Origin of the sequence: Bacillus infantis (assembly GCF_020171945.1) — a bacterium.
Taxonomy (GTDB): Bacteria; Bacillota; Bacilli; order Bacillales; family Cytobacillaceae; genus Bacillus_AB; species Bacillus_AB infantis_A.
In genome coordinates this window covers 445,189-469,565 of sequence record NZ_JAIVAP010000003.1, presented here as the reverse complement: position 1 = coordinate 469,565, position 24,377 = coordinate 445,189, and the positions used below count along the sequence as shown (strand labels likewise).

The window sequence follows — 24,377 nt, the reverse complement described above, 5'->3', positions numbered from 1 at the left end:
AAGTCGAAGTTGCTAATATATCCAGGAAGTTGCTAATATAATTGGAAAGTTACTAATATAATTGGAAAGTTACTAATATAATTGGAAAGTTGCTAATAAAATTGAAAAGTTGCTAATAAAATGGTTCCGTCAAGAATTATGTGTAAGCATACGCACTTCATGAGTTATCGTTATTTAGTTTAGGGGGAGTCAGGCAGCCTAGGCTGCCTGACTCCCTGACTATGCTTTTTACGACTTTGGATATCGCTTATCAAACATATTCAATATTGTTTCATAGGCCAAGCCAAACCCACCCAGCTTCCTTCTTGCCCATCGCTCATTATAATCGATAGAAGTAAGGTATATAATCTTCTCGGCTGCTTCAATATTAGGTAAGCTGTTCATAGTCTTTAACCTCTTACGCACTTCCTTATTGGTACGCTCAATTAGGTTTGTCGTGTATATATATTTTCGTATTTCTTCAGGGTAGTGTAAAAAAGTTAGGAGGACTGGGAGGTCCTCTTCCCATGAAGCCAGTTCCCGGCTATACGTCTTTTTCCATTTCTCCTTAAGCTCTTTCAACACTTTTTCTGCTTCTTCGAATGTGCTTGAAGTGTATACTCTTTTTAAATCCAAGCTTAGCTCTGCCTGGTCCTTTTTTCGTGCTTTATTCATGGTGGAACGTACCTTATGAACAACGCAGCGTTGAACATCAGCCTTTGGAAAAATGGATTTAAAGGCATCTTCAAGACCTGGAAGTCCGTCAAATACGCCAACTAACACTTCCTGGACGCCTCTTTTACGCAAATCCAGAAGGATTTCCTGCCAGCCGTTGGATGATTCCACTCCACCCACATAAAATCCAAGGATTTCCCGATGTCCTTCTGGAGTAATACCCAAAACGATATAAACAGCCTCTTTGCCTACAGTATCCCTGCGGACTTTTACGAATAGCGCATCAAGAAACAAAGCACAATAACGTTTCTTTAGAGGCCGATTCTGCCATTTAATGACGTCCTCCATAACAGCCGAAGTGATATTGGAGATTGTCCCTGGGGAATATTGTTCACCAAGCAGACTTTTCATGATCAGCCCAACCTGCCGAACACCAACCCCATGTTGATAGAGCTGGACAACGAGTTCATCTACGGCCACCATACGTCTTTGGTAGGGTTCGAACATTTGGGTAGTAAAATCGCCCTTACGATCACGGGGGACTGCCAGATCCTCAATCCGGCCATAAATGGTGTCAAGAGTCCGGGAATAGTACCCATTACGGGAGTTTTCTTCGCCGACAGGTTCATTTTCTAGGACATTCTTTATCTCTTCACGCAAAATATTTTCTGCTTTCTCTTTAAGGAGGTCCTGCATAGAAAGTTTAAGGATATTGGCAAAATCAAGGTCGTCTATGTTAAAATGGGGCATGGATAAAGTGCTCCTCTCCTAAGGTTATTGTGGTGATAACTCAGAGGGTACTTTGTCCTTTTTTATTTGTCTAGAAAAAGGTCTTACACATACTTTTATACACCATCAATAAAATTGAAAAGTTGCTAATAAAATGAAAAAGTTGCTAATATCCCGATTTGCTAATAAACGAAAAATCATGCTGACACAGCCCCTTAATGCGGCTGCCTCCCTCACCGTAAAACACCGTTATGGATACAATCCGTTCAGATAAAGCACCAATTAACAGCAAAAATTATCATTTCACTAAAAAACAGGCCCTGAAGACCTCAGGACCTGCCACAAATTTAGATTTCTTTCTCCAGAATCAGTTCATCCCTGATCGGTATGCCATCATATCCTAATAAAGGAATCTCCGGTTTTATTTTTCGCGCCTCTTCCACGGCGTTCCGAAGGACTTTCGTTAACTGATATCCCCTTTTCTGATAAAATCTCAAAGCATGCAAATTATCATTGGTCGTTATCAGTGCCATTCTGCTGATGCCTTTTTCTTTTGCATCGGCTTCAGCGGCATTCAGCAGACCTGATCCGGCACCCTGTCCTTCGATGCTTGCATCCAGGGAAATGATTTCCCGTTCACCCGGCCGGTCTACAAAAGTGATAAGGCCAACTATATTATTATTCCAGTCTATGGCCGCGAATCCGGGGAGCTCATCACAATGATATATGCCAGTAGAAATGACCATCTGCGGGCTGCCCCAGTTTTCTTGAAAATAGGCTGCTGCCTTTTCTTTGTTAAGCTGATCGATGCGGATGATCTTCATTAAGAATTCACAAGCAAGGCTGCCTCTACATCCTTGGCTGGGCGCCCAATATAATAGCCTTGGGCAAGATCGGCGCCAATCGATCTGCAAAATTCCAGCTCTTCCTTCCTCTCAATTCCTTCTGCAAGGACAATGATTCCAAGCCCGTCTGCAATATTCATGACCTTGGACAGGAACTGCTGGCTTTCAGGCTTTTGGTCGCAGTGATCTATGAAGCTCCTGTCTATTTTTAAATAGTCGGGCTGGAGCGCTTCAAGCATTTCGAGGGTTGAGAAACCGGCCCCGACATCATCCAGCGCCACTTTCATACCCCTTTTCTTATATGTATTCAATACCTTTTTTAAATGGTCGACATCACTGATTTTTTCTGTCTCTACTACTTCAAAAACAAGATCCGCCGGATCAATTTCATATTTCTCGACAATCTGGAAAGTATGCTGAAGACAGAAATCCGGATTGTAAATCGTGGAAGGAAGGAAGTTGATAAAGCTTTTGATGCCCGGCGGGATGATATTTTTTCTTGCTTTGATTGCCGCTTCCCTCGCCTTTTGGTCAAGCATGGACATCAGGCCTGTTTCCTCGGCTGTCTTGAAAAGGACGCCAGGCGGTATTTGATTGCGGCCTGCTGTTCTCAGCAAAGATTCAAAAGCATAAATCCTGTCGCCCTCTTTCAGGTTTATGATCGGCTGCTGATAGCTGTGGAACTCGCCATGCTGGATGGTATGGACCATTTCCCGATGGCTGACCCTGGAAAAAAGCTCAGATGCATTCAGTAGCTGTGCTGGCTTGGTGCCATATTGTGAAATGCCGGCTTTTAATTTTTTGGCTCTTTCCCCTAATTGCCTGCATATGGCTTCTAGCTTTGTTTCAAGTTCATCAAGGCTTTGGTAGGGAGCTTTAATCCAGCTCTCTTGTTTTTGCCCTGCATTTTCGTTCTGATGAAAGAGGAAGCCCTCTTCTGCCAGCTGGAAAGGCAGGCCGCACTGTGCGCATAGGTGTCGAATAGCAGATCCCTTCTTCCTCGTCTTTTTTTCCTATTTTAGCAAACTAATACAATTTCGTCACTTCATATGCTAGTCCTTTCCACCTAGAAAAGAGCAAAAAAAACGATTCCTGTACAGGAATCGCTTTCTACATCTTATTGTTCCATGTCCATCGGATTATAAAGTTTTACATCCGGGTTTTTGTCCTGGAACCATCTCAGGGCAAAATCATTTTCAAATAAGAATACTTTTTTATCATAACGGTCAGTTACCAGAAGGCTCCGGGAGCTTGATAGACTCTCATCCACTTCTCCCTCAATCCAGCGGGCAATCTTGCTTCCCTGCCCTTCCATCCTGACTTCCGCATTGTACTCATTCTTCATGCGGTGCTCAAAAACTTCGAATTGAAGCTGCCCGACTGCACCAAGAAGGTATTCATCTGTTTTAACTGTCTTGTACAGCTGGATGGCGCCCTCCTGGACGAGCTGCTGGACCCCTTTATGGAAGTGCTTCTGCTTCATCACGTTCTTTGCAGTGACCCTTACAAACAGCTCGGGAGTGAACTGAGGCAGCTTCTCATATTGGAACTTGTTTTTCCCAACGGTCAGGGTATCTCCAATCTGATAGAGGCCCGGATCATACAGGCCTATAATATCGCCGCTTACTGCCTCATCGACCGTACTGCGGTCATCTGCCATGAATTGTGTCGACTGGCTCAGCTTCAGCTGCTTGCCTGTACGAGGGATATTGATGGTCATCCCGCGCTCGAATTTACCGGAGCAGATCCTGAGGAACGCTATCCGGTCACGGTGGGCAGGATTCATGTTTGCCTGAATCTTGAAGATAAAGCCAGAGAAATCCTCGGAAAGCGGATCGATTTTACCTTCAGTGGAATTGCGGGCCTGTGGAGACGGCGCAAATTCAAGATAAGATTCAAGGAAGGTCTGTACACCGAAATTGGCCAGGGCACTGCCGAAGAAAACAGGCGTCAGTGTCCCATTTGCCACCTTTTCGCGTGAGAATTCATTTCCAGCTTCATTCAGGAGCATGATTTCCTCAAGCGTCTGGTCGTACAGGGAAGACTGCTTCATAGGGTGGTCCCCATCTATTTCCCCATCTTCATTCAGATCGAGGAAACGCTCGGAATCATCTACACGGAACTGTTCAATCCGGTTATGATGGCGGTCATAGATGCCGAGGAATTCCTTGCCCATCCCGATCGGCCAATTCATCGGATATGATTCGATTTCCATAACTTCTTCCAGCTCGGCAAGAAGCTCCAATGGGCTTTTCCCCTGGCGGTCCAGCTTGTTCATGAATGTGAAGATCGGTATGCCCCTCATCCGGCAGACCTTGAACAGTTTCAATGTCTGGGCTTCTATACCTTTGGCCGAATCGATAATCATGACTGCACTGTCAACCGCAGTCAGGGTACGATAGGTGTCTTCACTGAAATCCTGGTGCCCCGGTGTATCCAGAATGTTTACACGGGCGCCTTTATAGTCAAATTGCATAACACTTGATGTAACGGAGATGCCGCGCTGCTTTTCGATTTCCATCCAGTCGCTCGTGGCAAATTTGCCGGTTTTCTTTCCTTTAACGGTACCGGCATCGCGTATCGCTCCGCCAAACAGGAGCAGCTTTTCTGTTAACGTAGTCTTTCCGGCATCCGGGTGGGAAATGATCGCAAACGTGCGCCGTGAAAGAACTTCATCTAAAAAATTGTTAGACATGTTGTATTCCTCTCTTAATTAACTTCGTTTATTATCATAACATCTATCTTATCTTCCTGCAGGAAAGTTTGCAATCAGTGAAATCAACTTCCAGCATTCAGAATGGCTCTTCTGAACAAATTTTGCTACGATTTATTAAAAGCACAAACTGCCAGGCTGGGCTTCAGACAGCCAGGACAGGAACGGGGGAAAAATGGATACCATTACACATACATTATTCGGGCTTGCCCTTTATGCTTCAGTTGATAAAGGCCTGCTTGAGAAAAAAGAAAAGGCCGCCTATTTGACAGCTGCTGTTGCGGCGAGCCAAATACCTGATATCGATGTGATCTCACAGCTATGGGATACACAGGGACTCTATCAGATGTGGCACCGGGGCATCACTCATTCTGTTTTCCTTACGCCGCTATGGGCCCTGCTGATTTACATGGCATGCCGCTGGGTTTTCATGACAAAAGATCCCAAACTCTTTTTCTTAAGCTGGATTGCCGTCATTATCCATGATACGAGTGACCTGTTCAATGCATGGGGAACCGGTTACCTTGAACCTTTTTCTGACAGAAGGATCACATTCGGAACCATCCCGATTGTAGATCTTGTCTTTTGGGCAATCATGCTTGCAGCTTTTCTCCTCTCTGTCCGGAAAAGAAAAAGATGGAGGAAGCATATTTATTTCAGGGCGGCATGGGTGCTGATGCTCCTTCATCTGGCCAGCCAAAGCATCCAGGGGTATATACTTTATGAGGAATACAGCAGCGAATACAGCGAGGTTGCCCTCTCAGCCGATTTTGTGCCATGGCATTTTACTGTTATTGCGAAAAATGGCCCTGAGGTCTCCATTTATAAAGATGGAGTCTTCACCGGCAGGGAAAAAACTTATACACTCCAATCTGCGGAGGATGCAGACATGGACAGGCTTTTCCAAGAAAACCCGAAAGCAAAGACTCTTTACGAATGGTCTCCATTTGTTGTGATAGTAGATGATGACGAACAGCTGGGGCTTTACGATCCCCGATTCTACATTAATGGCCAATCCTTTTTATTTGAAGCGATAAAAAAAGAAGCAGGACAATAGGCAAAAAAGTATGGGCAGAGAAAATAGAGCCCATACTTTTTTTATTGTCGGGCAAAATAGCACTAAATTGGATTCGTCTATTAACATAGAATGGAGTGCTATTATGAATTTTATCTGGGGAATTGCCGGAATATTGACCGTACTGGTCATCGCTTTGCTGCTTTCCAACAACAGGCGGGCAATCAATCCGCGTACAATCCTGGGAGGCCTGGCCATCCAGATCCTGTTCGCTTTTGCTGTCCTCAAATGGGAAGCAGGGCGCAAGGCGCTGAACTGGCTGACTATGGGAGTCAACAACATCATCAATTATGCCAACGAAGGAATAAACTTTTTATTTGGCGGACTCTTTGCTGAAGGATCCGGTGTTACATATGTTTTCGCTTTTCAGGTATTGCCGATTGTCATCTTCTTCTCGGCGCTTATATCTGTTCTGTACTACTTGAGGATCATGCAGTTCATCATCAAAATCCTTGGCGGGGGTTTGTCCTGGCTTCTCGGCACCCGAAAGGCGGAATCCATGTCGGCGGCGGCAAATATTTTTGTAGGACAGACAGAGGCTCCCCTAGTTATCCGGCCTTATATCGGCCAAATGACAAATTCTGAACTGTTTGCCGTCATGACAGGAGGGCTTGCTTCTGTAGCAGGATCTGTCCTGGTCGGCTATTCTCTTTTGGGCGTCCCGCTTGAATACCTTCTCGCCGCCAGTTTCATGGCTGCTCCGGCAGGGCTGATCATGGCTAAGATCATTTTTCCGGAAACAGAGCAGAAGGAAGAGCCAAAAGAATTGGAAATGGAAAATGACAGCGATTCGACAAATGTTATTGATGCAGCCGCAAAAGGCGCCAGTGTCGGCCTGCAGCTGGCGCTCAATATCGGTGCCATGCTTCTCGCGTTCATCGCGCTCGTTGCACTGCTGAATGGCTTGCTTGGCTGGATCGGCAGCTGGTTCGGATTTGGGGATCTGACACTTCAGCTCATTCTCGGCTATATATTCTCCCCGCTTGCTTTTGCTATCGGGGTCCCCTGGGCAGAGGCTGTGGAGGCAGGAAACTTTATCGGACAAAAGCTGATTCTGAATGAATTTGTTGCCTATTCCTCCTTCGCCCCGGAAATCCCGGAGCTGACGGATAAGACCGTTGCCATCATCAGTTTTGCTCTCTGCGGATTTGCCAATATTTCATCCCTTGCCATACTGCTTGGCGGCCTGGGAAACCTTGCTCCGAATCGACGGGCAGATATCGCAAGGCTTGGGATTAGATCCGTCATTGCAGGAGCACTCGCATCGCTCCTCAGCGCTGCCATTGCAGGGATGCTTTTCTAGAACGGGAAAAAGACAGGCCGGCAGCCTGTCTTTTCCCTTATTTAGTCAAATGGAAAATGAGCGATTCATATGGCCTTAAGGTGATTTCCCTGATGTCAGCCGGTCCTTCTTCATAGTTCGAAAGCAAGAGCTCTGCATTGAATTCATCGGCAATCTTGCTGTCAGGAAGATTAAAGACCGTTTCTCTTCCATAAAAGTTATTAATGACAAGGAGCTTTTCGTCCTCCCCATTCCGGAGGTATGCAAAAATCTCAGAATGATCTTCCAGAAGAAGCTCATAATTCCCGTAAGTGACGATATCATATTCTTTGCGGAGGGCAATCAGCCTTTTATAGTGATGAAAAATTGAATATGGATCTTTCACCGCATTTTCTGCATTTATTTCCTGATAATTGCCGGAGATGCCGATCCATGGAGTTCCATCTGTAAAGCCGGCATTTCTGCTGTCATTCCATTGGACAGGCGTCCTCGAATTATCTCTTGATTTGCTTTGGAGGATCTTAAGGATTTCTTCCTCAGGCATGCCTTCCTTCTTCTTGATTTCAAAAATGTTCAAGGATTCAACATCCCGGTATTGGCTGATTTTTTCAAAATAAGGGTTGGTCATCCCAAACTCTTCACCTTGATAAATATAAGGGGTGCCTTGCATCATATGGATGGCAGAGGCAAGCATCTTGGCTGATTTATTGTGGTATTCCCCATCATCTCCGTACCTCGAAACAATTCGGGGCTGGTCATGATTGCACCAGAACAGGGCATTCCAGCCGCCGCCTTTGTGCATTTCCACCTGCCATTTTGACAAGATCTCCTTCAGAGCCAGAAAATTGAAGTCTGCAAGCGCCCATTTTTCGCCGCCAGGGTAGTCTACCTTCAAGTGATGGAAGTTGAACGTCATGCTCAGCTCTTCCCGCTCCGGATTAGAATATTTAACGCAATGGCCGATGCTTGTAGAAGACATCTCTCCTACAGTCATGCTGTCATGCTTTGAAAATACCTCCTGGTTCATTTCATGCATGTATTCATGTACTCTCGGCCCATCAGTATAAAACTTTCTGCCGTCTCCCGGCGGGACCGATCCGTCATCATCCGGGAACCGCTGATCTTTGGATATCAAGTTGATGACATCCAGGCGGAACCCGTCTACTCCTTTGTCAAACCAGTAGTCCATCATACTATATACTTCCTGGCGGAGCTTTTCATTTTCCCAATTAAGATCTGCCTGGGTAACGTCAAATAGATGGAGATAATACTGGCCGGTCTTCTCATCAAGCTCCCATGCATTACCGCCGAACTTGGATTCCCAGTTAGTCGGGGCGCTTCCATCCTCTTTTGCGTCCTTCCAGATGTAAAAATCCCGATAAGGACTATCTTTTGATTTTCTGGCCTCCTGGAACCAGTGATGATCTGTGGAGGTATGGTTTACTACAATATCCATGATGACCTTGATCCCTCTGCTGTGTGCTTCATTAAGCAGTGAATCGAATTCCTCCATAGTTCCATATTCTTCATGGATGCTGAAGTAATCACTGATATCATAGCCGTTATCCCGCTGGGGAGAACGGTAGATCGGCGTAAGCCAGATGACATCAATGCCAAGTTCCTTTAAATAATCGAGCTTTTCAATGATGCCCTGCAGGTCGCCAACACCGCTGCCGGTTGTATCATTAAAGCTTTTCGGATAGATTTGATATACTGTCGCTTTTTTCCACCAAGGTTGTTTCATCTTTGCCACCTGCCATATATTTTTTCGTTTGGTCTGCTTATTTTTCGCCAATCAAGACTAGCGCCTCATACGGCTTAAGCTGTTGAGGCACTATGTCCTCCCTGCCTTCCGGGCTATAGTTTCCTGTCAGCCAGGAATATTTCAGTTCTTTGAGCTCCTCGGGCAATACCAGTCTCCGCGTATTATCGTAAAAATTACACAGAACTACAAGCACCTGGCTGCCCAGGGTCCGTGTGTATGCATAAATTTCCGGATCTTCTTCCAATATCAGTTCATATTTTCCATGGACAATAATGTCATGCTCTTTTCTTAGCCTGATCAGGCTCTGATAATAATAAAAAATGGAATTTTTATCTTCCAGGGCTTCCGCCGCATTTATATCACTATAGTTCGGGTTCATGCCAATCCAGGGAGTTCCTTTTGTAAAACCGGCATTTTCCGAGGAATCCCATTGCATAGGGGTTCTGGCGTTATCCCTTCCTTTTGCGTATATGCTTTCCATTGCTTTCCCTGCCGGCACTCCCGCTTCTGTCGCTTCACGGAAATAATTAAGGGTTTCAATATCCCGGTAATCTCCTATACCCGGAAATTCAACATTTGTCATCCCGATTTCTTCGCCCTGATACACATACGGGGTGCCCTTCATCATATGCAGCAGGGTGGCCAGCATTTTCGCTGATTCTTTGCGGTATTCCCCATCATTGCCGAATCTTGATACAGATCTCGGCTGGTCATGGTTATTGAAATATAAAGAATTCCAGCCCGTTTCCTCAAGCTCGGTCTGCCATTTTGTCAGGCTTTTCTTCAGATCTGAAAGGTCAAGCGGCTTAAGATCCCACTTTCCCCCCGGTCCATTGTCGAGGCTTACATGCTCAAATTGGAATACCATATTCAGTTCATTTCTGTCTTCCCCTGTATATTCACGCGCCATTTCAGGCTTGACCCCGGGCATTTCCCCGACAGTCATCACATCATAATGTGAAAGGACTTTATCGTTCATTTCCTGGAGATATTCATGGATTTTCGGGCCATTCCGGTAATACTTGCTTCCTGATGCATATTTCTTTCCTGGTTTCACTTCATCATCCGGGAGGCCATCCTCCTTTGAGATGAAATTAATCACATCCATCCTGAAGCCATCAATCCCTTTATCGAGCCACCACTGCATCATATCATATACTTCCTGCCTCAGGGCCGGATTCTCCCAATTCAAGTCAGGCTGTTTCTTTGAGAACAAATGAAGAAAATATTCCCCGGAGTTTTCGTCAAACTCCCAGGCTGAGCCCCCGAAGTTAGACCCCCAATTGTTTGGTTCCTGACCGTTGTTCCCTTTGCGCCAAATATAGTAATCCCTGTAAGGATTGTCTTTGGATTTCTTTGCTTCAATGAACCAGGCATGCTCATCAGAGCTGTGGTTGACGACAAGGTCCATGATCAGCTTCATGCCGCGGCTGTGCATCTTGTCAAGCAGCTCTTCCCAATCTTCCATTGTTCCGAACTCGTCCATAATATCTTTATAATCACTGATATCATAGCCGTTGTCATCATTGGGAGATTTATAAACAGGCGACAGCCAGATGACGTCTATCCCTAATGTTTTGAGATAATCCAGCTTTGATATAATGCCTTGCAGATCGCCTATGCCATCGCCATTGCTGTCCATAAAGCTCCTCGGATATATCTGGTATACAGTGCTGTCTTTCCACCATTGACCTCTCATTTTTTTACCTCCCATTATTTCTCAGTACATTATGTAAATAGCGATACCATGGATATGCTCTTATCCATGGTACCAGAATAATCATTCAGCTTTTTTGAATCTGCCGAAAAGGAATGTCAGCACAAATGGCACAACTAGCACGATCGCCATCCCGATAAAGAAGGATCCCCAATTTTCGGATAAGATTGAGAAGAAGGCTGGCAGCCCGCCGACTCCGATCGATGGAGCAATGACCCCTTTAATGGTGATGAACATGCCGCCAATGGCAGAGCCGATTACTGCAGCAATGAACGGATATTTGAAGCGCAGGTTCACACCGAACATAGCAGGCTCTGTAACACCAAGGAAAGCTGAAAGTGAAGAAGTTGCAGCAAGCCCTTTTACTTTTTCGTTTTTATTTAAGAAGAACATTGCAAGTGATGCTGAACCCTGGGCAATATTTGATAATGCAACCATCGGCCAGAGGAATGTTCCGCCGATTGACCCGATCAGCTGCAGATCTACTGCAAGGAATGTATGGTGCATGCCTGTGATGACAAGCGGTGCATAAAGGCCGCCGTAAATCAATCCTCCGAGAGCAGGAACCGCATCAAAAATTGATACAACACCGTCAGTGATCCAGCCCCCGATTGTAAAAGTAACAGGCCCGATCGCAATGAAAGACAAGAAGCCAGTGATCAGCAGTGCAATCGGCGCGACCGTCAGCAGCTGGATTGAATCAGGGATCCTCTTCCTTAAGAATATCTCAATCCTTGCCAAAACATAGGACGCCACCAGCACCGGCAGCACCTGTCCCTGATATCCGACTTTCTCTATTTCCAGGCCAAACAGGTTCCATACAGGAACTTCATCAGTAGAACCATACCCCCATGCATTAAGCAAGTCGGGGTGAACAAGCATCAGACCGAGCACCATGCCAAGAAGCGGGCTTCCGCCGAAACGATTGACAGCACTCCAACCAATCAGCCCCGGCAAGAATACAAACGCTGTATTGGCTATCATATTAATGATATTAGCCATATCAGCCCATCCTGGATGGACATCTATGAATGATTTGCCTGTATAAAATATATCAGGCGCTGTCATAATATTGTTGATTCCCATCAGCAGGCCGGCAGTAACAATTGCCGGAAGAATAGGAATGAAAATGTCGGCCAGCGTTTTAATGGCTCTTTGAAGCGGATTCATTTTTTCAGAAGCAGCTGCTTTCACTTCTTCTTTCGACACTTCACCGATTCCTGTAGCCGCTGCCATTTCCCTGTATACCTTATCAACAATCCCTTGGCCGATGACCACCTGAAATTGGCCGTTAGTTGAGAATGATCCTTTAACCGTATCTATATTTTCCAATGCCTCTTTATCAACTTTGCTCTCATCCTTCAAGGCAAAACGCAGCCGGGTTACGCAGTGCGTAGCTGCTGAAATATTTTCTTTTCCGCCAACTGATTCTACAATCCGCTCGGCAGCTTCTCTGTAATTGCTCATGCTGTTCTCCTCCTGTTACCGTTTTCAATAGCAAGCAAAAAAATGCTGGCCGGGAGCTCATATAAATTATATTATCTGCCCTTCTTGCAAAATTATCCTTTGCTGGATGGCCAGCATAAAAGTATCAACTCCAAAACTTGTATATACATGATGTTTACGTTTTCATTATATCTTGTATATACATGGTAGTCAATCATTTATTATACTAATAAAACATTCCATAAAAAAAGCCCTCCATTAATGGAAGGCTCATGTCTTTCCTATCTCTGCATCAAGCTCTTTCAGCAGTTCTCCAGCTTTTTCTCCGTTAATGACTTCGTCAGCATAAAGATCAAAATCAGTAGGCTCCATATTGACTATAGCCAGTTTTGCACCATTCTGCTTTGCAATCAGCGGGAACTGATTGGCAGGAGTGACAGAGAGCGATGAGCCAAGGACAATGAAAAGTTCCGCCTTCTCAGTTTCAGCTGCTGCAAAGTCAATCGCTTCCTCTGGCAGCATTTCCCCAAATAAGACGACGGACGGCCGCAAAATTCCCCCGCAGTGACTGCACTGGAAATGCTCATTTATGTATTCATCATTCGGAAATGTTTTCCCGCATCCCTGGCAATGGACCTGCTGCAGTGTACCATGCAGTTCAGCAACATTTCTGCTTCCTGCAGCCTGGTGGAATCCATCCACATTCTGGGTAATGATGCTTTGGATGATGCCCCTTCCTTCCCAATCTGCGAGTATATAATGCCCGGCATGGGGCTTGCATTCCTTCAGGCCCATGACTCTGCTGCGATAAAATTCAATGAATTCATTCACATGATGGTTGAGAGCTTCTGTACTGGCAATTCTCCCATAATCCATCGTATTCGTTAATCCGCTGCCTGCAGACCGGAAATCGGGCAGCCCACTTTCTGTTGACATGCCTGCACCGGTCAATATGACCGTATAACTTGACTCTTTAAGCCACTGTAAAAGCATATGGACACCTCGCTTTTTTCTCTATTATAAACTTTTCCGGGGTTCAACCATCCGAAAATGGGATAAAAGAGTAAAAAGAATCTTTTAACCGGAAGGATGTTATAAATGAAGATTTTCAAAAAGGAAGATTATGAAAAGGAATATAAAAAATATGAGAGCCGCGCTGCCAAATACTTAAATGATCCGGGCAAAACAAGCGGGCTGCTTTCTAAAGCAAGCAAAAAAGCCGATTCCAGGAAAAATGCCCTGTCTGATGTATGGGATAAGCTGCAGCTGCTGTTTGAACTCATTAAAGCCTACTCGAAGGGACAGTATAGGGACATTTCTGCAAAAACAGCCGTTACCGTCATTGCGGGCATTCTCTATTTTGTATCTCCTTTGGATCTTGTCCCCGACTTTCTTGCCGGAATCGGCATATTGGATGATGCCGCAATCATCGGCTTCATCATCAAACAGATCACTAATGAGCTTGAAAGATTTAAGCTTTGGAAAGAGACACAGCCGGACAATATCATAGAAATGGAAGAAAACAGCAAAAAAACTCTTGTATAGCAACAAGAGTTTTTTCTTTTTCTTATTTAGCAAACCGGTGGTTGCCGATTTCTTTTGTAACGGCCCTGGTGCGCAGCCATTTGCTGTTAGTCTGGTCAGGGTTGAAGAAAAAGAGGGACTCACCGTCTTTTCTTTCTTCTGTCAGGGCTTCCTGGACAGCTTTCTGTGAATCCTTACCTGCCGGCTTGTTGATCATCCCATTGTCCACAGGCTCAAATTGCCTGTCTTCGTATATTACTTCTTTGACTGTATCCGGAAACTTTTCATCCTTCATTCTATTAAGAACCACTTCAGCCACAGCGACTTTTCCGGCATGCGGCTCACCTTTGGCCTCCGCATGCACAAGCCTTGCCAAAAGATCCTTTTCTTTAGTAGATAAGCTGACCTTTTGTTCTGTCTTTCGCTTCTTTTTCTTTGGGGCAGACGGAATGATGAGCTTATCTCCAGCCGAAATCTTATCATCTTTTTTATAATTCGCCTTCTGTATTTCCTTCTCAGCCACACCAAATTGCCTGCTGAGCTTCGAAAGGGTATCTTCTTCTTTTACAGTATATATATCGACATTATCAATCGTCTTGGCAAATGCTTTTTTTCCGGGATTTTGGACAAGCTGGAATGAGATCAGCATGAATGCAGCTATCATTAAGGCAAGATATTTCATAGCTTCTCCTCCATTCTTTCTTTTTTCAACATTCCTAACCCTATCACAGATGAAGATTCAGTTCCAAACTTAATTCTTTCCATGGCAGCAGAGGGATATATAGGGATAACTCCGAATTTTCCGGAAGAAAGCTGTTTCAATGCCATTGAAGAGAATATCTGTTATAATGGACCATGATTCCCGGTGAACGGGAACTCTGAACGGACCGGCTGCTTTATGCGGCTGTAAATAGGAGAGAATTGTGGGGGAACCGGGTGCGGTTGAGACTTTATTTTTACGATAAAGGACCCTTTGAACCTGATCTGGAGAGATGCCAGCGTAGGAAACATATTCTTAATCGGATGAATGTTTTTTATTGCGCACGGGTTCTGAAATCCGTGCGCTTTTTTGTGTGCATCGGGAAAGGAACAGCACATCTGCCCGCGGTTGCCTTGATAAATTTTATGCCCATTATCCGGCGGTCTTTTTGGAATAATATCAGAAACAGCATGGAGGATTGATCATGAAGAAATGGCTCAGCGCATTGTGTGCCGTCTGGCTGCTTGCCGGCTGCACCGGAGGACAGTCAGGGCAGGAAGAAGATCAGGCTGATAAAGGGGAAAAACTTGAAAAGATTACTGTCGTCCTTGACTGGACACCAAACACTAATCACACCGGACTTTACGCTGCCAAAGCGAAGGGATTTTTTGAAGAGGAAGGCCTTGATGCAGAAATCATTATGCCTGGTGACGCTGGAGCAGATCAGCTGGTTGCTTCCGGAAAGGCTGACTTTGGCGTCAGCTATCAGGAAAGCATTACACAGGCCAGGGTCCAGGGTGTCCCTCTTGTGTCAGTAGCCGCTGTCATACAGCATAATACGTCCGGCTTTGCTTCTCCAGCATCTAAAAATATCGACTCGCCAAAGGATTTTGCCGGGAAAAAATATGGAGGCTGGGGATCGCCTGTTGAGGAATCTGTTATCGCCTCATTAATGAAGCAGGAAAATGCAGATGTCTCTGATGTTTCCTTTGTTAACATGGGGGATGCCGATTTCTTTACAGCTGTTAAAAGGGATATCGATTTTGCCTGGATTTATTATGGGTGGACTGGCGTCGAGGCGGAGCTTCGCGGAGAAGATCTGAATATGGTCTACCTTACCGACTATTCCGATAAACTCGATTATTATACACCTGTTCTGGCTACAAATGAGAAAATGATCAAAAATAGTCCTGATACTGTCAGAGCCTTTGTAAAAGCAGCATCACAGGGCTATCAGTTTGCAATCAAGAATCCGGAAGAAGCTGCTGATATCCTGCTTGAGGCTGCACCTGATTTAGACGCCGAGCTGGTCAAGAAAAGCCAGGAATGGCTGTCTCCAAAATATCAGGATGATGCAGAACAATGGGGAGAACAGAGTATAGAGGTTTGGGAAAACTATGCCCAATGGATGTATGAAAATAAACTGCTGGACAGCGAGCTGGACGCTGAAAAAGCTTTTACCAATGAATTTTTGCCAGAATAGGAGGAACCATAATGGCCAGTACACTGATCAGCATTCAGATTATACCTAAAACAAAAAACGGGGAAGATGTTATTCCATATGTAGATGAAGCGATTAAAATCATTGCAGAATCCGGAGTGAAATACGAGGTCCATCCGCTGGAGACAACGATGGAAGGCGAGCTTGAAGAGCTATTCCAGATCATCGCAAGAATGAATGAAAGAATGATTGCAATGGGAAGCAAAAATGTGATTTCTCAAGTCAAAATTCTGTTTCAGCCTGATGGGATCACGATGGATGACCTGACGGATAAATACAAATGAAGAAAGTGGCTGTAAAAGGATGGAAGCCGGCAACGGTTCTCCTCCTTTTGTTCATTCTCTGGGAAGCAGCAGTAAGGCTGGCAGAAGTCCCTGCCTGGCTCCTGCCGCCGCCCTCTGACATCATGGCTGAATCTGTGGAAAGCTGGGCCCGTTTTTCCGGCCACCTGGCGTCAACGGTGCTATTATCACTGGCCGGCTTTGCACTGGGGACTGTTTTCGGGCTCACCGCGGCCATCATCCTTCACCGTCTGCCGGCTGTAAGGGAATCTGTTTACCCGCTGCTGATACTATCCCAGAATGTCCCTGTCATCGTCCTTGCCCCTCTCCTTGTCATCTGGTTCGGGTTTGGGCTGCTGCCGAAATTTATTGTCATTATTCTTGTCTGTTTTTTTCCAATCACTGTGGCAGCTTTGGACGGTTTCAGGCAGGTTCCAGCCGAGCTTAAGCATTATATGGCCATGTCAGGAGCCACCAAAAGGCAGCTGTTCTGGAAGCTGGAATGGCCCGGCTCCCTGCCCTCGCTATTTTCAGGGCTGAAAATCTCGGCCACCTACAGTGTTATGGGCGCTGTCATCTCAGAATGGCTAGGTTCGGAAAAAGGGATAGGCGTTTTTATGACTCTCGCCTCCTCCTCCTTCCGGACAGACCGTGTTTTTGTAGCCATATTTGCCATTATGATACTAAGCCTGATTTTCTTCGGAGCAATCCTTTTGGCAGAGAGCCTGCTTTTAAAATGGAATAAAAAGGAGCAGATAAAATGAGCCTCCTGCAGCTGAAAAATATATCAAAGTCTTTTGGAGAACAGACTGTCCTCAGTAACTTAAGCCTGGAAGTCAATGAAGGGGAATTCGTCTCTCTTCTCGGGCCTTCGGGAAGCGGAAAAAGCACTATTTTCAATTTGATTGGCGGTCTGCTTCTTCCCGATAAAGGGAGCATCCAGATGAACGGCCAATCGATCAATGGCCAAAAGGGATTCATGAGTTATATGCCTCAGACCCCTTCCCTGCTTCCATGGAGGACAGTTCTGCAAAATGTCCTTCTGGGACAGGAACTGACAGGCAGAACAGATAAGGAAAAAGCCATGGAGATGATACATAAAGCAGGACTCGGGCAATATGTACATGCCTATCCGCATGAGTTATCCGGCGGGATGAAGCAGCGCGCTTCCTTCATAAGAGCACTTCTCAGCCCACAGGAGCTGCTTTGCCTGGATGAACCATTTTCAGCACTGGACGAACTGACGAGGCTTGATATGCAGAAATGGCTCCTGTCAATATGGGAGGAGCAGCGGCCAGCGATCATCTTTATCACTCATAATATAGAAGAAGCTCTTTTTCTGTCAGATCGCATCATCGTCTTATCAGAAAAGCCGGCCCATACAGCAGCAGAATTTACTGTGCCATTCTCCCGGCCAAGGAGAGAAGGACTGTTTCTGGAAGAGGAATTTCTGGAATGGAAAAGAAAGGTCCATCATTCACTGCGGCCAAAGGGGGACAAAGGATGAACAAGATTATTGACAGCCACATCCACCTGGACCGCTATGCTGATCAGGATATTGCTGATATTTGCAGCATACCGGAGCTCGATTCACTTGTAACTGTCTCTTGGGATCTCAGCTCCTGCAAAAAGAACCTGCTTCTTGCAGAGAGGTTTTCAAAGGTAAAGCCGGCTTTTGGGTACCATCCGGAACAGGCCCTGCCTCCTGAAGCAGAACTTGCAGATCTGATAAGCTGGATGGAGGATAATAAAGAAAACATGATAGCCATAGGAGAGGTCGGCCTTCCATACTATAGAAGACAAGAGCAGGGAGCTTCCTTCCCAGGTCTGGAACCGTATCTGGAATTACTGGAGCTATTTGTCCGGAAAGCCAAGGAATGGCAGCTCCCCATCATCCTCCATAGCATTTATGAGGATGCGGACGCAGTCTGCAGCCTGCTTGAAAAATATTCTATCGAAAAAGCCCATTTTCATTGGTTCAAAGGCTCAGCTCTTGTGGCTGAACGAATGGCCGCAAATGGCTATTTCATCTCAGTGACTCCTGATGTATTGTACGAAGGGGAGATTCAATCACTAGTAGAGGCCTACCCAAATGGACAGGTGATGGCTGAAACAGACGGCCCCTGGCTGTTCGAAGGGCCTTTCCATAAACAAATGACTTCACCAGGAATGATCCATCGTTCAGCAGCCAAAATTGCTGAAATCAAAGAACTGGCATTGCCGGAGGTTTATAAGCTCCTGCTGACTAATACCAGGGATTTTTACAGTATTTGAGAAGCACTCTGTTTTTTAAGCAGGGTGCTTTTTAATATTTTTTGGAACAGGAACATTGATGAAAAAGACACATTTTATCTCTTTAGTAGTATTGAACCATTTTCCCCTTAATGAATTTTCCCCATATCTCCAGATGGAAATATAAGGTACAGTAAAAGAAAAGCTTATTGGAGGACTGCTCAATGAAAAGATATGGCCTGATCCTGCTTATCATCCTGTTTTCCTTTTCCACCTCTGCTTTTGCCCAGCCGAAAACTGCCAGCCTGATTCCCTCAGAAAAACAATTTCTTAAGCTGGTTAAGAAAACAGACGAGTATAAGGACTTTAAAGATGACTTTCTCTCAAATGACCCTTATATCCTGAATCCGCTTAAAGACGAAAATAATCAGCAATATGGCTGGATTGTCCAGTATGAGATTAAATATAAGGAAGAAGCTTCACTGGCCGCAGGCGGTGCAGCCACTGTCAGCTTCTCCTCCATCCTTACCTTTGCATATGACAGCATCAATGATGATATGCAGGCTTATATTCTCGACTATAGCAGTATTCTTAAAGATAAAGCTATCTATCTTGAGGAGCTCTCCACCGGTACAACCACTGCAATTGATGTGTCTGAAACAGATCTATACGCAGAGCTTGCTGTGCAGACAGAGGAAAAAGCAGAAAGCATGGTCAGCTCAGCGGAGCTGCAAAGAGAAAATCCAGCAGCTGAAGATGCTGTGAATGGAAGCAACTATCTTTGCTGGCAATGTACAAGTTATACAAATGGGAGCGTTTCCCTCCCATGTGTCAATTTGATTGGCAGCTATTGTTCGTCCGGCTCACAATATTCAGTCGGCAGGCTGCTTTGCGCCGGCAAAACTATCATTGATTGCTATGTTCCGAAGGATAAAGTTTGTGTAAAAGGCGTTTGGAAAACCACCTGTCCGGCACCAGCTTAATAGAAATTGGCTGAATAGAAAGAAGGCATGACTGGGAAGCCATGCCTTCTTTCTATTTGTGCATCTTTCATTTTCGTAGGATACGGAAGCAAATGCCTCCGCTTTTCTTACCCCTTACTCCCCGAAGCAATATTGGAGCCTTCGATGAAGTGCTTTTGGAAGAAGAAAAATAAGAGGACGACCGGCAGCAGGACGGTTACTGACATGGCCATCAGGTAGTGCCACTGGGTGGATACTGTTCCTTTGAATGTCTGCAGTCCGATCTGCAAGGTATACAGGCTTTCGTCATTTATATACAGCAGCGGGCCTAAAAGGTCATTCCATGCACCATTGAAGGAGAACAGCGCGACTGTAATAAGTGCGGGTTTGGTAAGCGGGAGCATGATATTCCACCAGATCTGCAGATGGCTCGCACCGTCAAGAACTGCTGCTTCAATCAATTCATTCGGTATGCCCATCATGAACTGCCTCAACAGGAAGATAAAAAATGCACTTCCCAGGAAGGCAGGAACGATCAAAGGAAGATATGTGTTGATCCAGCCCAGCTTAGAAAACAGGATATATTGCGGAACCATAGTGACAAAACCTGGTATCAGCATGGTAGATAATACAATGACGAAAAGAGCATTTCTGCCTTTGAAACGAATTTTTGCGAATGCATAGGCAACGAGAGAATTAACAAGCACGCTCCCGATCATGCCGGCAAGGGCAATAAATAAGGTATTTAACGCCCATCTTGTAAATGGCGCTGTCTGCCATGCCTCCAGATAATTTGAGAAATGGAATTCGTTCGGAATGAAGGTTGGCGGGTATTGGGCGATTTCCTGCGGCGATTTCAGGGAAGTTGAAATCATCCACCATAGCGGCGATAAGATCAGCACGCTTCCGGCCAGAAGCAGGAAAGCAACAAAGATATGCTTTGTCCGCTGCCTGAATTTTTTTGTCTCATAGAACCTTGGTGCTTCAGCAGCTGCCTGCTTCATTTATTGTCTCCTCCTTCATAGTGTACCCATTTTTTTCCGAGTGTCAGATTGATGACTGTCAGTACCATGACGATCAGGAACAGCAGCCAAGCCATCGCTGAGGCATAGCCCATATCAAAGATTTCAAACGCATTGTTCCACATGTGAAGGTTGTAGAACAGAAGGGAATTCCCCGGTCCTCCGTCTCCGTTCTCGGTCATCACATAAGCTTCCTGGAAGATTTGAAATGATCCAATGGTGCTGGTAATGACATCAAAAAAGATGATCGGTGAAATCATTGGCAGAGTGATATGGAAAAACTTTTGGAACGAACTTGCCCCATCCAGGTCTGCTGCTTCATACATCTGGGAAGAGACACCCTGCAGGCTGGCAAGATACAGGAGCATGCCTCCGCCGACGCTCCACATCTTCATCAGCAGCAGGGCGGGTTTTGTCCATTCAGGATCAAACAGCCATGCCGGACCTTCTATGCCAAACCAGGCAAGGAAAGTGTTGACAAGGCCTGTCGAAGGGCTTAACAGCTGCATCCATAGAAAATAGACAGCGACACCAGAAAGAATGGCAGGCAGGTAGTACACTGTCCTGAAAAATTTCATCCCTTTTACCCTCTGATTCAGCAGAACAGCCAGCAGGATAGCGCCAGCCGTGGTCAGGGGCACGGAAAATAATACATAATAGATTGTATTCCAAAGCGATGTCTTGAAAAGATCATCAATCGTAAACATCCTTTTAAAGTTTTCCAGGCCGATGAAATTCATTCTTGAAGTTATATTATAATCTGTAAAACTTGCAAATAATGAAAATAAGAGCGGTCCAAGAGTCAGTCCCAGAAAACCGATGATCCAGGGACTGATGAATAGATAGCCGAATAAATTATCTTTCGCTCTCCGAGAAAGCCGCTTCGGCTCAGTGTTAGCCTTCTCTTTGCCCATGCTGTTCGCTTCGTTTTGAGCAATTGTAGAATCATACGATTTCATACCCCTTCACCCTTTCCCTGAAATGATTGCATTCGAAGAAGAGAAGGAGATTCCTTCTCTTCTTCAAAAATATTTATTTTCTCTTTAGTTTTTCAACATCACTTTCCGCTTTCTCAAGTGCCTCTTCAGGCGACTGCTTCCCAAGAAGGGCATTGTCGATCTGCGGGTTGACCCTGCTCAAATAATCAGGATATTCAACAGGGATCGGGAAAAGCTGAGTATCTTCAAGATTTTTGATGGTAGCTTCATAGACCTCTTTATCTTTTCCTTCAAGCTCTTCTGCTGCCGCCTCAGCACCTTCAATGCTGGCGACATTGTCAAAGTTCTCCATAGCCCAATATTTCTGAGCTTCAGGTCCTGTCAGATACTTAATGAAGTCCATTGCTTCTTCCGGATTGCTGGAGCCTTTTGGCACCTCGGCAACAAAACCTCCACCATCACTCCAGTTTTCAGCACCTTCTTCATAAGCCGGGATTGGAGCTACTCCAAAATCCATATCCTTCCCATAGTCCCTGATCTGGGTATAAAAAGTTCCTACATCCACCCACATGGCCACTTTTCCGGCAATGAATGGATTGGACTGCTCACTTCCGAATTCGGCTTTCAGCGCCTGAACATTGGATTCCCCAAGGCGGTCCTGCCACTTGAGAACCCATTCCAGTGCTTCCACTTTTTTAGGCGTATTGATATTCAATTCACCATTATCGATGAAGTTTTTCCCTCCATCTGCACTGGTCATCCAGCTGCCTGCCCCGATGCTTCCCCAAAGCGGATAGAAACCGACCCTGTCATAGGTTTTTCCGTTTTTCACATCAAGCTTTTCGGCATATTCTTCAAGCTCAGCCCAGGTAGAAGGCGGCTTATTCGGATCAAGGCCGGCTTCTTTAAAAGCTGTTTTATTATAGAATAGAAGTCTTGTATCAGTATTGAATGGAACTGCATAAGGCTTGTCTTCATAAAGGACTGTGTCCCAAAGATGAGGATAAAACTGATCTTTGAAGCCTTCATCCATATATTCGCTTAAATCTTCAACCTGTTTTGCTTCCGCCCGCTGACCGACAGTATTGATATCATTGATGATGACATCAGCCGGGTTCCCGGCAGCTACTGAAGCAAGGTTCTTTGTCCAGATATCTCCCCAAGGCAAATATGTATGCTTAACAAAAACCTTATCCTGTGACGCATTGTAATCGTCTATAATTTTTTCGATGATTGGCCTTCTTGTTTCTGATCCCCAGAATGTCCAGAAATCAATGACTACTTTTCCATCCTTCGTTTTTTCTGCCTGGGCAGATTCTCCGCCTGAGCATCCGGCAAGGACGCCAAGAAGCAGAAAGACAGAAATTAATAAAGCTATTCCCTTTTTCATATGTATCCCCCTAGATTTGTCTGATTTTTTTCTCTCTAAATAACACCCAGCTGCCTTTGCGCAAAGGATCCATAACGGTGCTGAACTCCGAGAAGGAATTTACTGTAAAACTACCCGCTTCTCCTGCTTCTAAACCTGATTCTTAAAAAAAAGATCGAAAATTGTCTAAATATTTTTATCTAAAATGGATTCCCGTATCAGTCCGGGTGTTGCCGTATTGACTTACGCCATACGGAAACAAAAAAAGGCGCATGGGCATTATCTTCCCTTGCGCCTATTCCTATCGTTATTAAAGAAGAGGCCTCCTTCTTCCGGCCTCTTCTGCGGTTCCTATTTTTTTCATCATCCGGCTCTCTTCCAGCTGAACCCTTCTTTTTTCAGGGTTTTGAGGATGCTGCCCGATGGCTTTTCAGGTGCCTTAAAAAATTCTTTTCCGCCCTCCTCCCTGAAGTAAATGACATCATTAACATTCCATACCTTCAGCTGGATCACCTCTCCGCCTTTGTACCTGATCAGGATGTCATACGCTGGCTTTTCTGCCGGGGAATAATTGGTGGGAGCCGAATCTTTCAGCATCGACCTGATCATTGCTTTCATGAAAGGATTATCGGCATAACTGGATTCATTAAGCTCTATATTGACGCCATTGGTAATGTAGCTGTATTCTGAATCCGTTTCTGATGTAATAATATCCGCTATCGGCAGCTCTTTCAATTCAGCGAAGGTGCTGTCTGCATCCGGGATGCTGAATTGGGAGTAAAAATAGATAGCGGCAATAAAAACAGTTGCTGCGGTCAAAAGCGGTCCCTTAATGCCAAAAAATGGCCTGACCTGTTTTTTTTCAGGCCTCCCGGGTTCTGCAGCTTCCATAATCTTTTTGAAGGATCGGTCCTTTTGCATTTTGGAACGGGGAATATCATCAAGCTTTTCAAACAATATTGTGTCTTCAAATAACTCCTTCAAGGGTATCCCCCCTTTTTTCCATTTCTTTTTTCAGGGCAGCCATCGCCCTGGATGTGGTTATTTTCACTTTGTTTTCATTCCAGCCCAGGATCTGTGCCGTTTCCTTGATTGAAAATTCCTTGATTTTCCGGAGGATAAGGACTTCCTGGTAGCTCAGCTTCAGAGAATGGATGGCATCATAAAGCCTGGCTGTTTTTTCCCCTTTGACCATTATTTCGACTGGTGTGTCATGACCAGAATCAAATTGATATTTTTCAATGGAAAAGAATTTAAAGCGGTTTCTCTTCCGGATATAATCAATGGCTACATTTCTTGAAATCCTGACAAGCCAGGTAAAAATATGGGACTCGCCATTGAATTGATGCCAGTGCTTATAAGCTTTTATAAAGGTATCCTGTGTCAGATCTTCAGCTATTTCTTTATTGTTGACATACATGAAGATATATCCGTAGATTTTGTCACTGTATTCGTAATAAATGCTCTCAAACGTTTCTGCAGAAACTTTATTCATTGTAGGCGCCCCCTCTTGCACATAGTTAGACGATTGTCAGCAGAAAAGGAAACAGCTTCCATTCACAATTTTTTATTTTTTTTGGAGAACATTGCCCTCCATGCATCTATCCTCCTGCCTTCCACAG

General features: G+C 45.1%; 24 protein-coding genes and 1 riboswitch. Of the genes, 9 read left to right on the top strand and 15 right to left on the bottom strand.

Going from position 1 to position 24,377, the window contains the following annotated elements; all coding sequences use genetic code 11:
* Positions 1-228: 228 nt before the first annotated feature.
* From LCM00_RS09095 to LCM00_RS09080, 4 genes are all read right to left on the bottom strand, one after another.
* Positions 229-1,404: an IS256 family transposase gene (locus LCM00_RS09095; RefSeq protein WP_224900447.1), complete on the bottom strand. Its 1,176-nt coding sequence runs from the start codon at positions 1,402-1,404 to the stop codon at positions 229-231.
* 326 nt (positions 1,405-1,730) lie between these two features.
* Entirely contained in the window at positions 1,731-2,207 is a 477-nt protein-coding gene (locus LCM00_RS09090) for a GNAT family N-acetyltransferase (RefSeq protein WP_224900446.1), read from the bottom strand.
* Positions 2,207-2,938 (bottom strand): EAL domain-containing protein, encoded by a 732-nt coding sequence (locus LCM00_RS09085; RefSeq protein ID WP_318247603.1) that lies wholly within the window; start codon positions 2,936-2,938, stop codon positions 2,207-2,209. The genes LCM00_RS09090 and LCM00_RS09085 overlap by 1 nt, the downstream gene beginning before the upstream one ends.
* A gap of 407 nt (positions 2,939-3,345) precedes the next feature.
* Positions 3,346-4,923, bottom strand: a complete 1,578-nt coding sequence (locus LCM00_RS09080) for a peptide chain release factor 3 (RefSeq protein WP_224900444.1) — start codon at positions 4,921-4,923, stop codon at positions 3,346-3,348.
* Positions 4,924-5,116: 193 nt separating this feature from the next.
* On the opposite strand from LCM00_RS09080, the gene LCM00_RS09075 reads away from it, so the two are divergent.
* Together LCM00_RS09075 and LCM00_RS09070 are read left to right on the top strand one after the other, a co-directional pair.
* Positions 5,117-5,998 carry a metal-dependent hydrolase gene (locus LCM00_RS09075; protein WP_224900442.1) on the top strand — a complete coding sequence of 294 codons (882 nt, stop codon included), beginning with the start codon at positions 5,117-5,119 and terminating at the stop codon, positions 5,996-5,998.
* 103 nt (positions 5,999-6,101) lie between these two features.
* Entirely contained in the window at positions 6,102-7,319 is a 1,218-nt protein-coding gene (locus LCM00_RS09070) for a NupC/NupG family nucleoside CNT transporter (RefSeq protein ID WP_224900440.1), read from the top strand.
* A gap of 37 nt (positions 7,320-7,356) precedes the next feature.
* Here the strand turns inward: LCM00_RS09070 and treC are convergent, their stop codons facing one another.
* The 4 genes from treC to LCM00_RS09050 all read right to left on the bottom strand — a co-directional run bounded on the left by treC (position 7,357) and on the right by LCM00_RS09050 (position 13,219).
* A complete protein-coding gene (gene treC, locus LCM00_RS09065; protein WP_224900437.1) occupies positions 7,357-9,042 on the bottom strand; it encodes an alpha,alpha-phosphotrehalase in 1,686 nt (561 codons plus the stop codon).
* A gap of 37 nt (positions 9,043-9,079) precedes the next feature.
* The gene (locus tag LCM00_RS09060; RefSeq protein ID WP_224900436.1) at positions 9,080-10,762 is read right to left on the bottom strand and encodes a glycoside hydrolase family 13 protein; all 1,683 of its coding nucleotides are present in this window, start codon (positions 10,760-10,762) and stop codon (positions 9,080-9,082) included.
* An 81-nt stretch (positions 10,763-10,843) separates the two neighbouring features.
* The gene (gene treP, locus LCM00_RS09055) at positions 10,844-12,247 is read right to left on the bottom strand and encodes a PTS system trehalose-specific EIIBC component (RefSeq protein WP_224900431.1); all 1,404 of its coding nucleotides are present in this window, start codon (positions 12,245-12,247) and stop codon (positions 10,844-10,846) included.
* A gap of 249 nt (positions 12,248-12,496) precedes the next feature.
* Positions 12,497-13,219 (bottom strand): NAD-dependent deacylase, encoded by a 723-nt coding sequence (locus LCM00_RS09050; protein ID WP_224900428.1) that lies wholly within the window; start codon positions 13,217-13,219, stop codon positions 12,497-12,499.
* Between the two features lie 105 nt (positions 13,220-13,324).
* On the opposite strand from LCM00_RS09050, the gene LCM00_RS09045 reads away from it, so the two are divergent.
* Positions 13,325-13,771, top strand: a complete 447-nt coding sequence (locus LCM00_RS09045) for a YkvA family protein (protein WP_224900425.1) — start codon at positions 13,325-13,327, stop codon at positions 13,769-13,771.
* Between the two features lie 22 nt (positions 13,772-13,793).
* Here the strand turns inward: LCM00_RS09045 and LCM00_RS09040 are convergent, their stop codons facing one another.
* Together LCM00_RS09040 and LCM00_RS09035 are read right to left on the bottom strand one after the other, a co-directional pair.
* Complete coding sequence (locus LCM00_RS09040; protein WP_224900422.1) at positions 13,794-14,432, bottom strand: cell wall hydrolase; 639 nt, start codon at positions 14,430-14,432, stop codon at positions 13,794-13,796.
* Positions 14,429-14,578, bottom strand: a complete 150-nt coding sequence (locus tag LCM00_RS09035) for a hypothetical protein (RefSeq protein ID WP_224900417.1) — start codon at positions 14,576-14,578, stop codon at positions 14,429-14,431. The genes LCM00_RS09040 and LCM00_RS09035 overlap by 4 nt, the downstream gene beginning before the upstream one ends.
* 87 nt (positions 14,579-14,665) lie before the next feature.
* Positions 14,666-14,774, top strand: a riboswitch (TPP riboswitch).
* Between the two features lie 160 nt (positions 14,775-14,934).
* Here LCM00_RS09035 and LCM00_RS09030 point away from each other — a divergent pair.
* The 6 genes from LCM00_RS09030 (at position 14,935) to LCM00_RS09005 (ending at position 19,447) form a co-directional block, all read left to right on the top strand.
* Entirely contained in the window at positions 14,935-15,933 is a 999-nt protein-coding gene (locus LCM00_RS09030; RefSeq protein WP_224900414.1) for an ABC transporter substrate-binding protein, read from the top strand.
* An 11-nt stretch (positions 15,934-15,944) separates the two neighbouring features.
* Positions 15,945-16,235, top strand: a complete 291-nt coding sequence (locus LCM00_RS09025) for a thiamine-binding protein (protein ID WP_129611861.1) — start codon at positions 15,945-15,947, stop codon at positions 16,233-16,235.
* Positions 16,232-16,996: an ABC transporter permease gene (locus LCM00_RS09020; RefSeq protein ID WP_148950182.1), complete on the top strand. Its 765-nt coding sequence runs from the start codon at positions 16,232-16,234 to the stop codon at positions 16,994-16,996. Before LCM00_RS09025 ends, LCM00_RS09020 begins: the two co-directional genes overlap by 4 nt.
* Positions 16,993-17,739, top strand: a complete 747-nt coding sequence (locus LCM00_RS09015; RefSeq protein ID WP_224900411.1) for an ABC transporter ATP-binding protein — start codon at positions 16,993-16,995, stop codon at positions 17,737-17,739. Before LCM00_RS09020 ends, LCM00_RS09015 begins: the two co-directional genes overlap by 4 nt.
* Positions 17,736-18,506, top strand: coding sequence for a TatD family hydrolase (locus LCM00_RS09010; protein WP_224900408.1), 771 nt, complete (start codon positions 17,736-17,738; stop codon positions 18,504-18,506). Before LCM00_RS09015 ends, LCM00_RS09010 begins: the two co-directional genes overlap by 4 nt.
* A 182-nt stretch (positions 18,507-18,688) precedes the next feature.
* A complete protein-coding gene (locus LCM00_RS09005) occupies positions 18,689-19,447 on the top strand; it encodes a hypothetical protein (RefSeq protein ID WP_224900405.1) in 759 nt (252 codons plus the stop codon).
* A 107-nt stretch (positions 19,448-19,554) separates the two neighbouring features.
* Here LCM00_RS09005 and LCM00_RS09000 read toward each other — a convergent pair whose 3' ends face one another.
* The 5 genes from LCM00_RS09000 to LCM00_RS08980 form a co-directional block, all read right to left on the bottom strand.
* Positions 19,555-20,430 carry a carbohydrate ABC transporter permease gene (locus LCM00_RS09000; protein ID WP_224900403.1) on the bottom strand — a complete coding sequence of 292 codons (876 nt, stop codon included), beginning with the start codon at positions 20,428-20,430 and terminating at the stop codon, positions 19,555-19,557.
* A complete protein-coding gene (locus LCM00_RS08995; RefSeq protein ID WP_224900624.1) occupies positions 20,427-21,362 on the bottom strand; it encodes a carbohydrate ABC transporter permease in 936 nt (311 codons plus the stop codon). Before LCM00_RS08995 ends, LCM00_RS09000 begins: the two co-directional genes overlap by 4 nt.
* A 118-nt stretch (positions 21,363-21,480) precedes the next feature.
* A complete protein-coding gene (locus tag LCM00_RS08990) occupies positions 21,481-22,776 on the bottom strand; it encodes an ABC transporter substrate-binding protein (protein ID WP_224900400.1) in 1,296 nt (431 codons plus the stop codon).
* 342 nt (positions 22,777-23,118) lie between these two features.
* Complete coding sequence (locus tag LCM00_RS08985) at positions 23,119-23,739, bottom strand: hypothetical protein (RefSeq protein WP_224900398.1); 621 nt, start codon at positions 23,737-23,739, stop codon at positions 23,119-23,121.
* Positions 23,723-24,250 carry an RNA polymerase sigma factor gene (locus LCM00_RS08980; protein ID WP_224900396.1) on the bottom strand — a complete coding sequence of 176 codons (528 nt, stop codon included), beginning with the start codon at positions 24,248-24,250 and terminating at the stop codon, positions 23,723-23,725. Before LCM00_RS08980 ends, LCM00_RS08985 begins: the two co-directional genes overlap by 17 nt.
* Positions 24,251-24,377 lie beyond the last annotated feature (127 nt).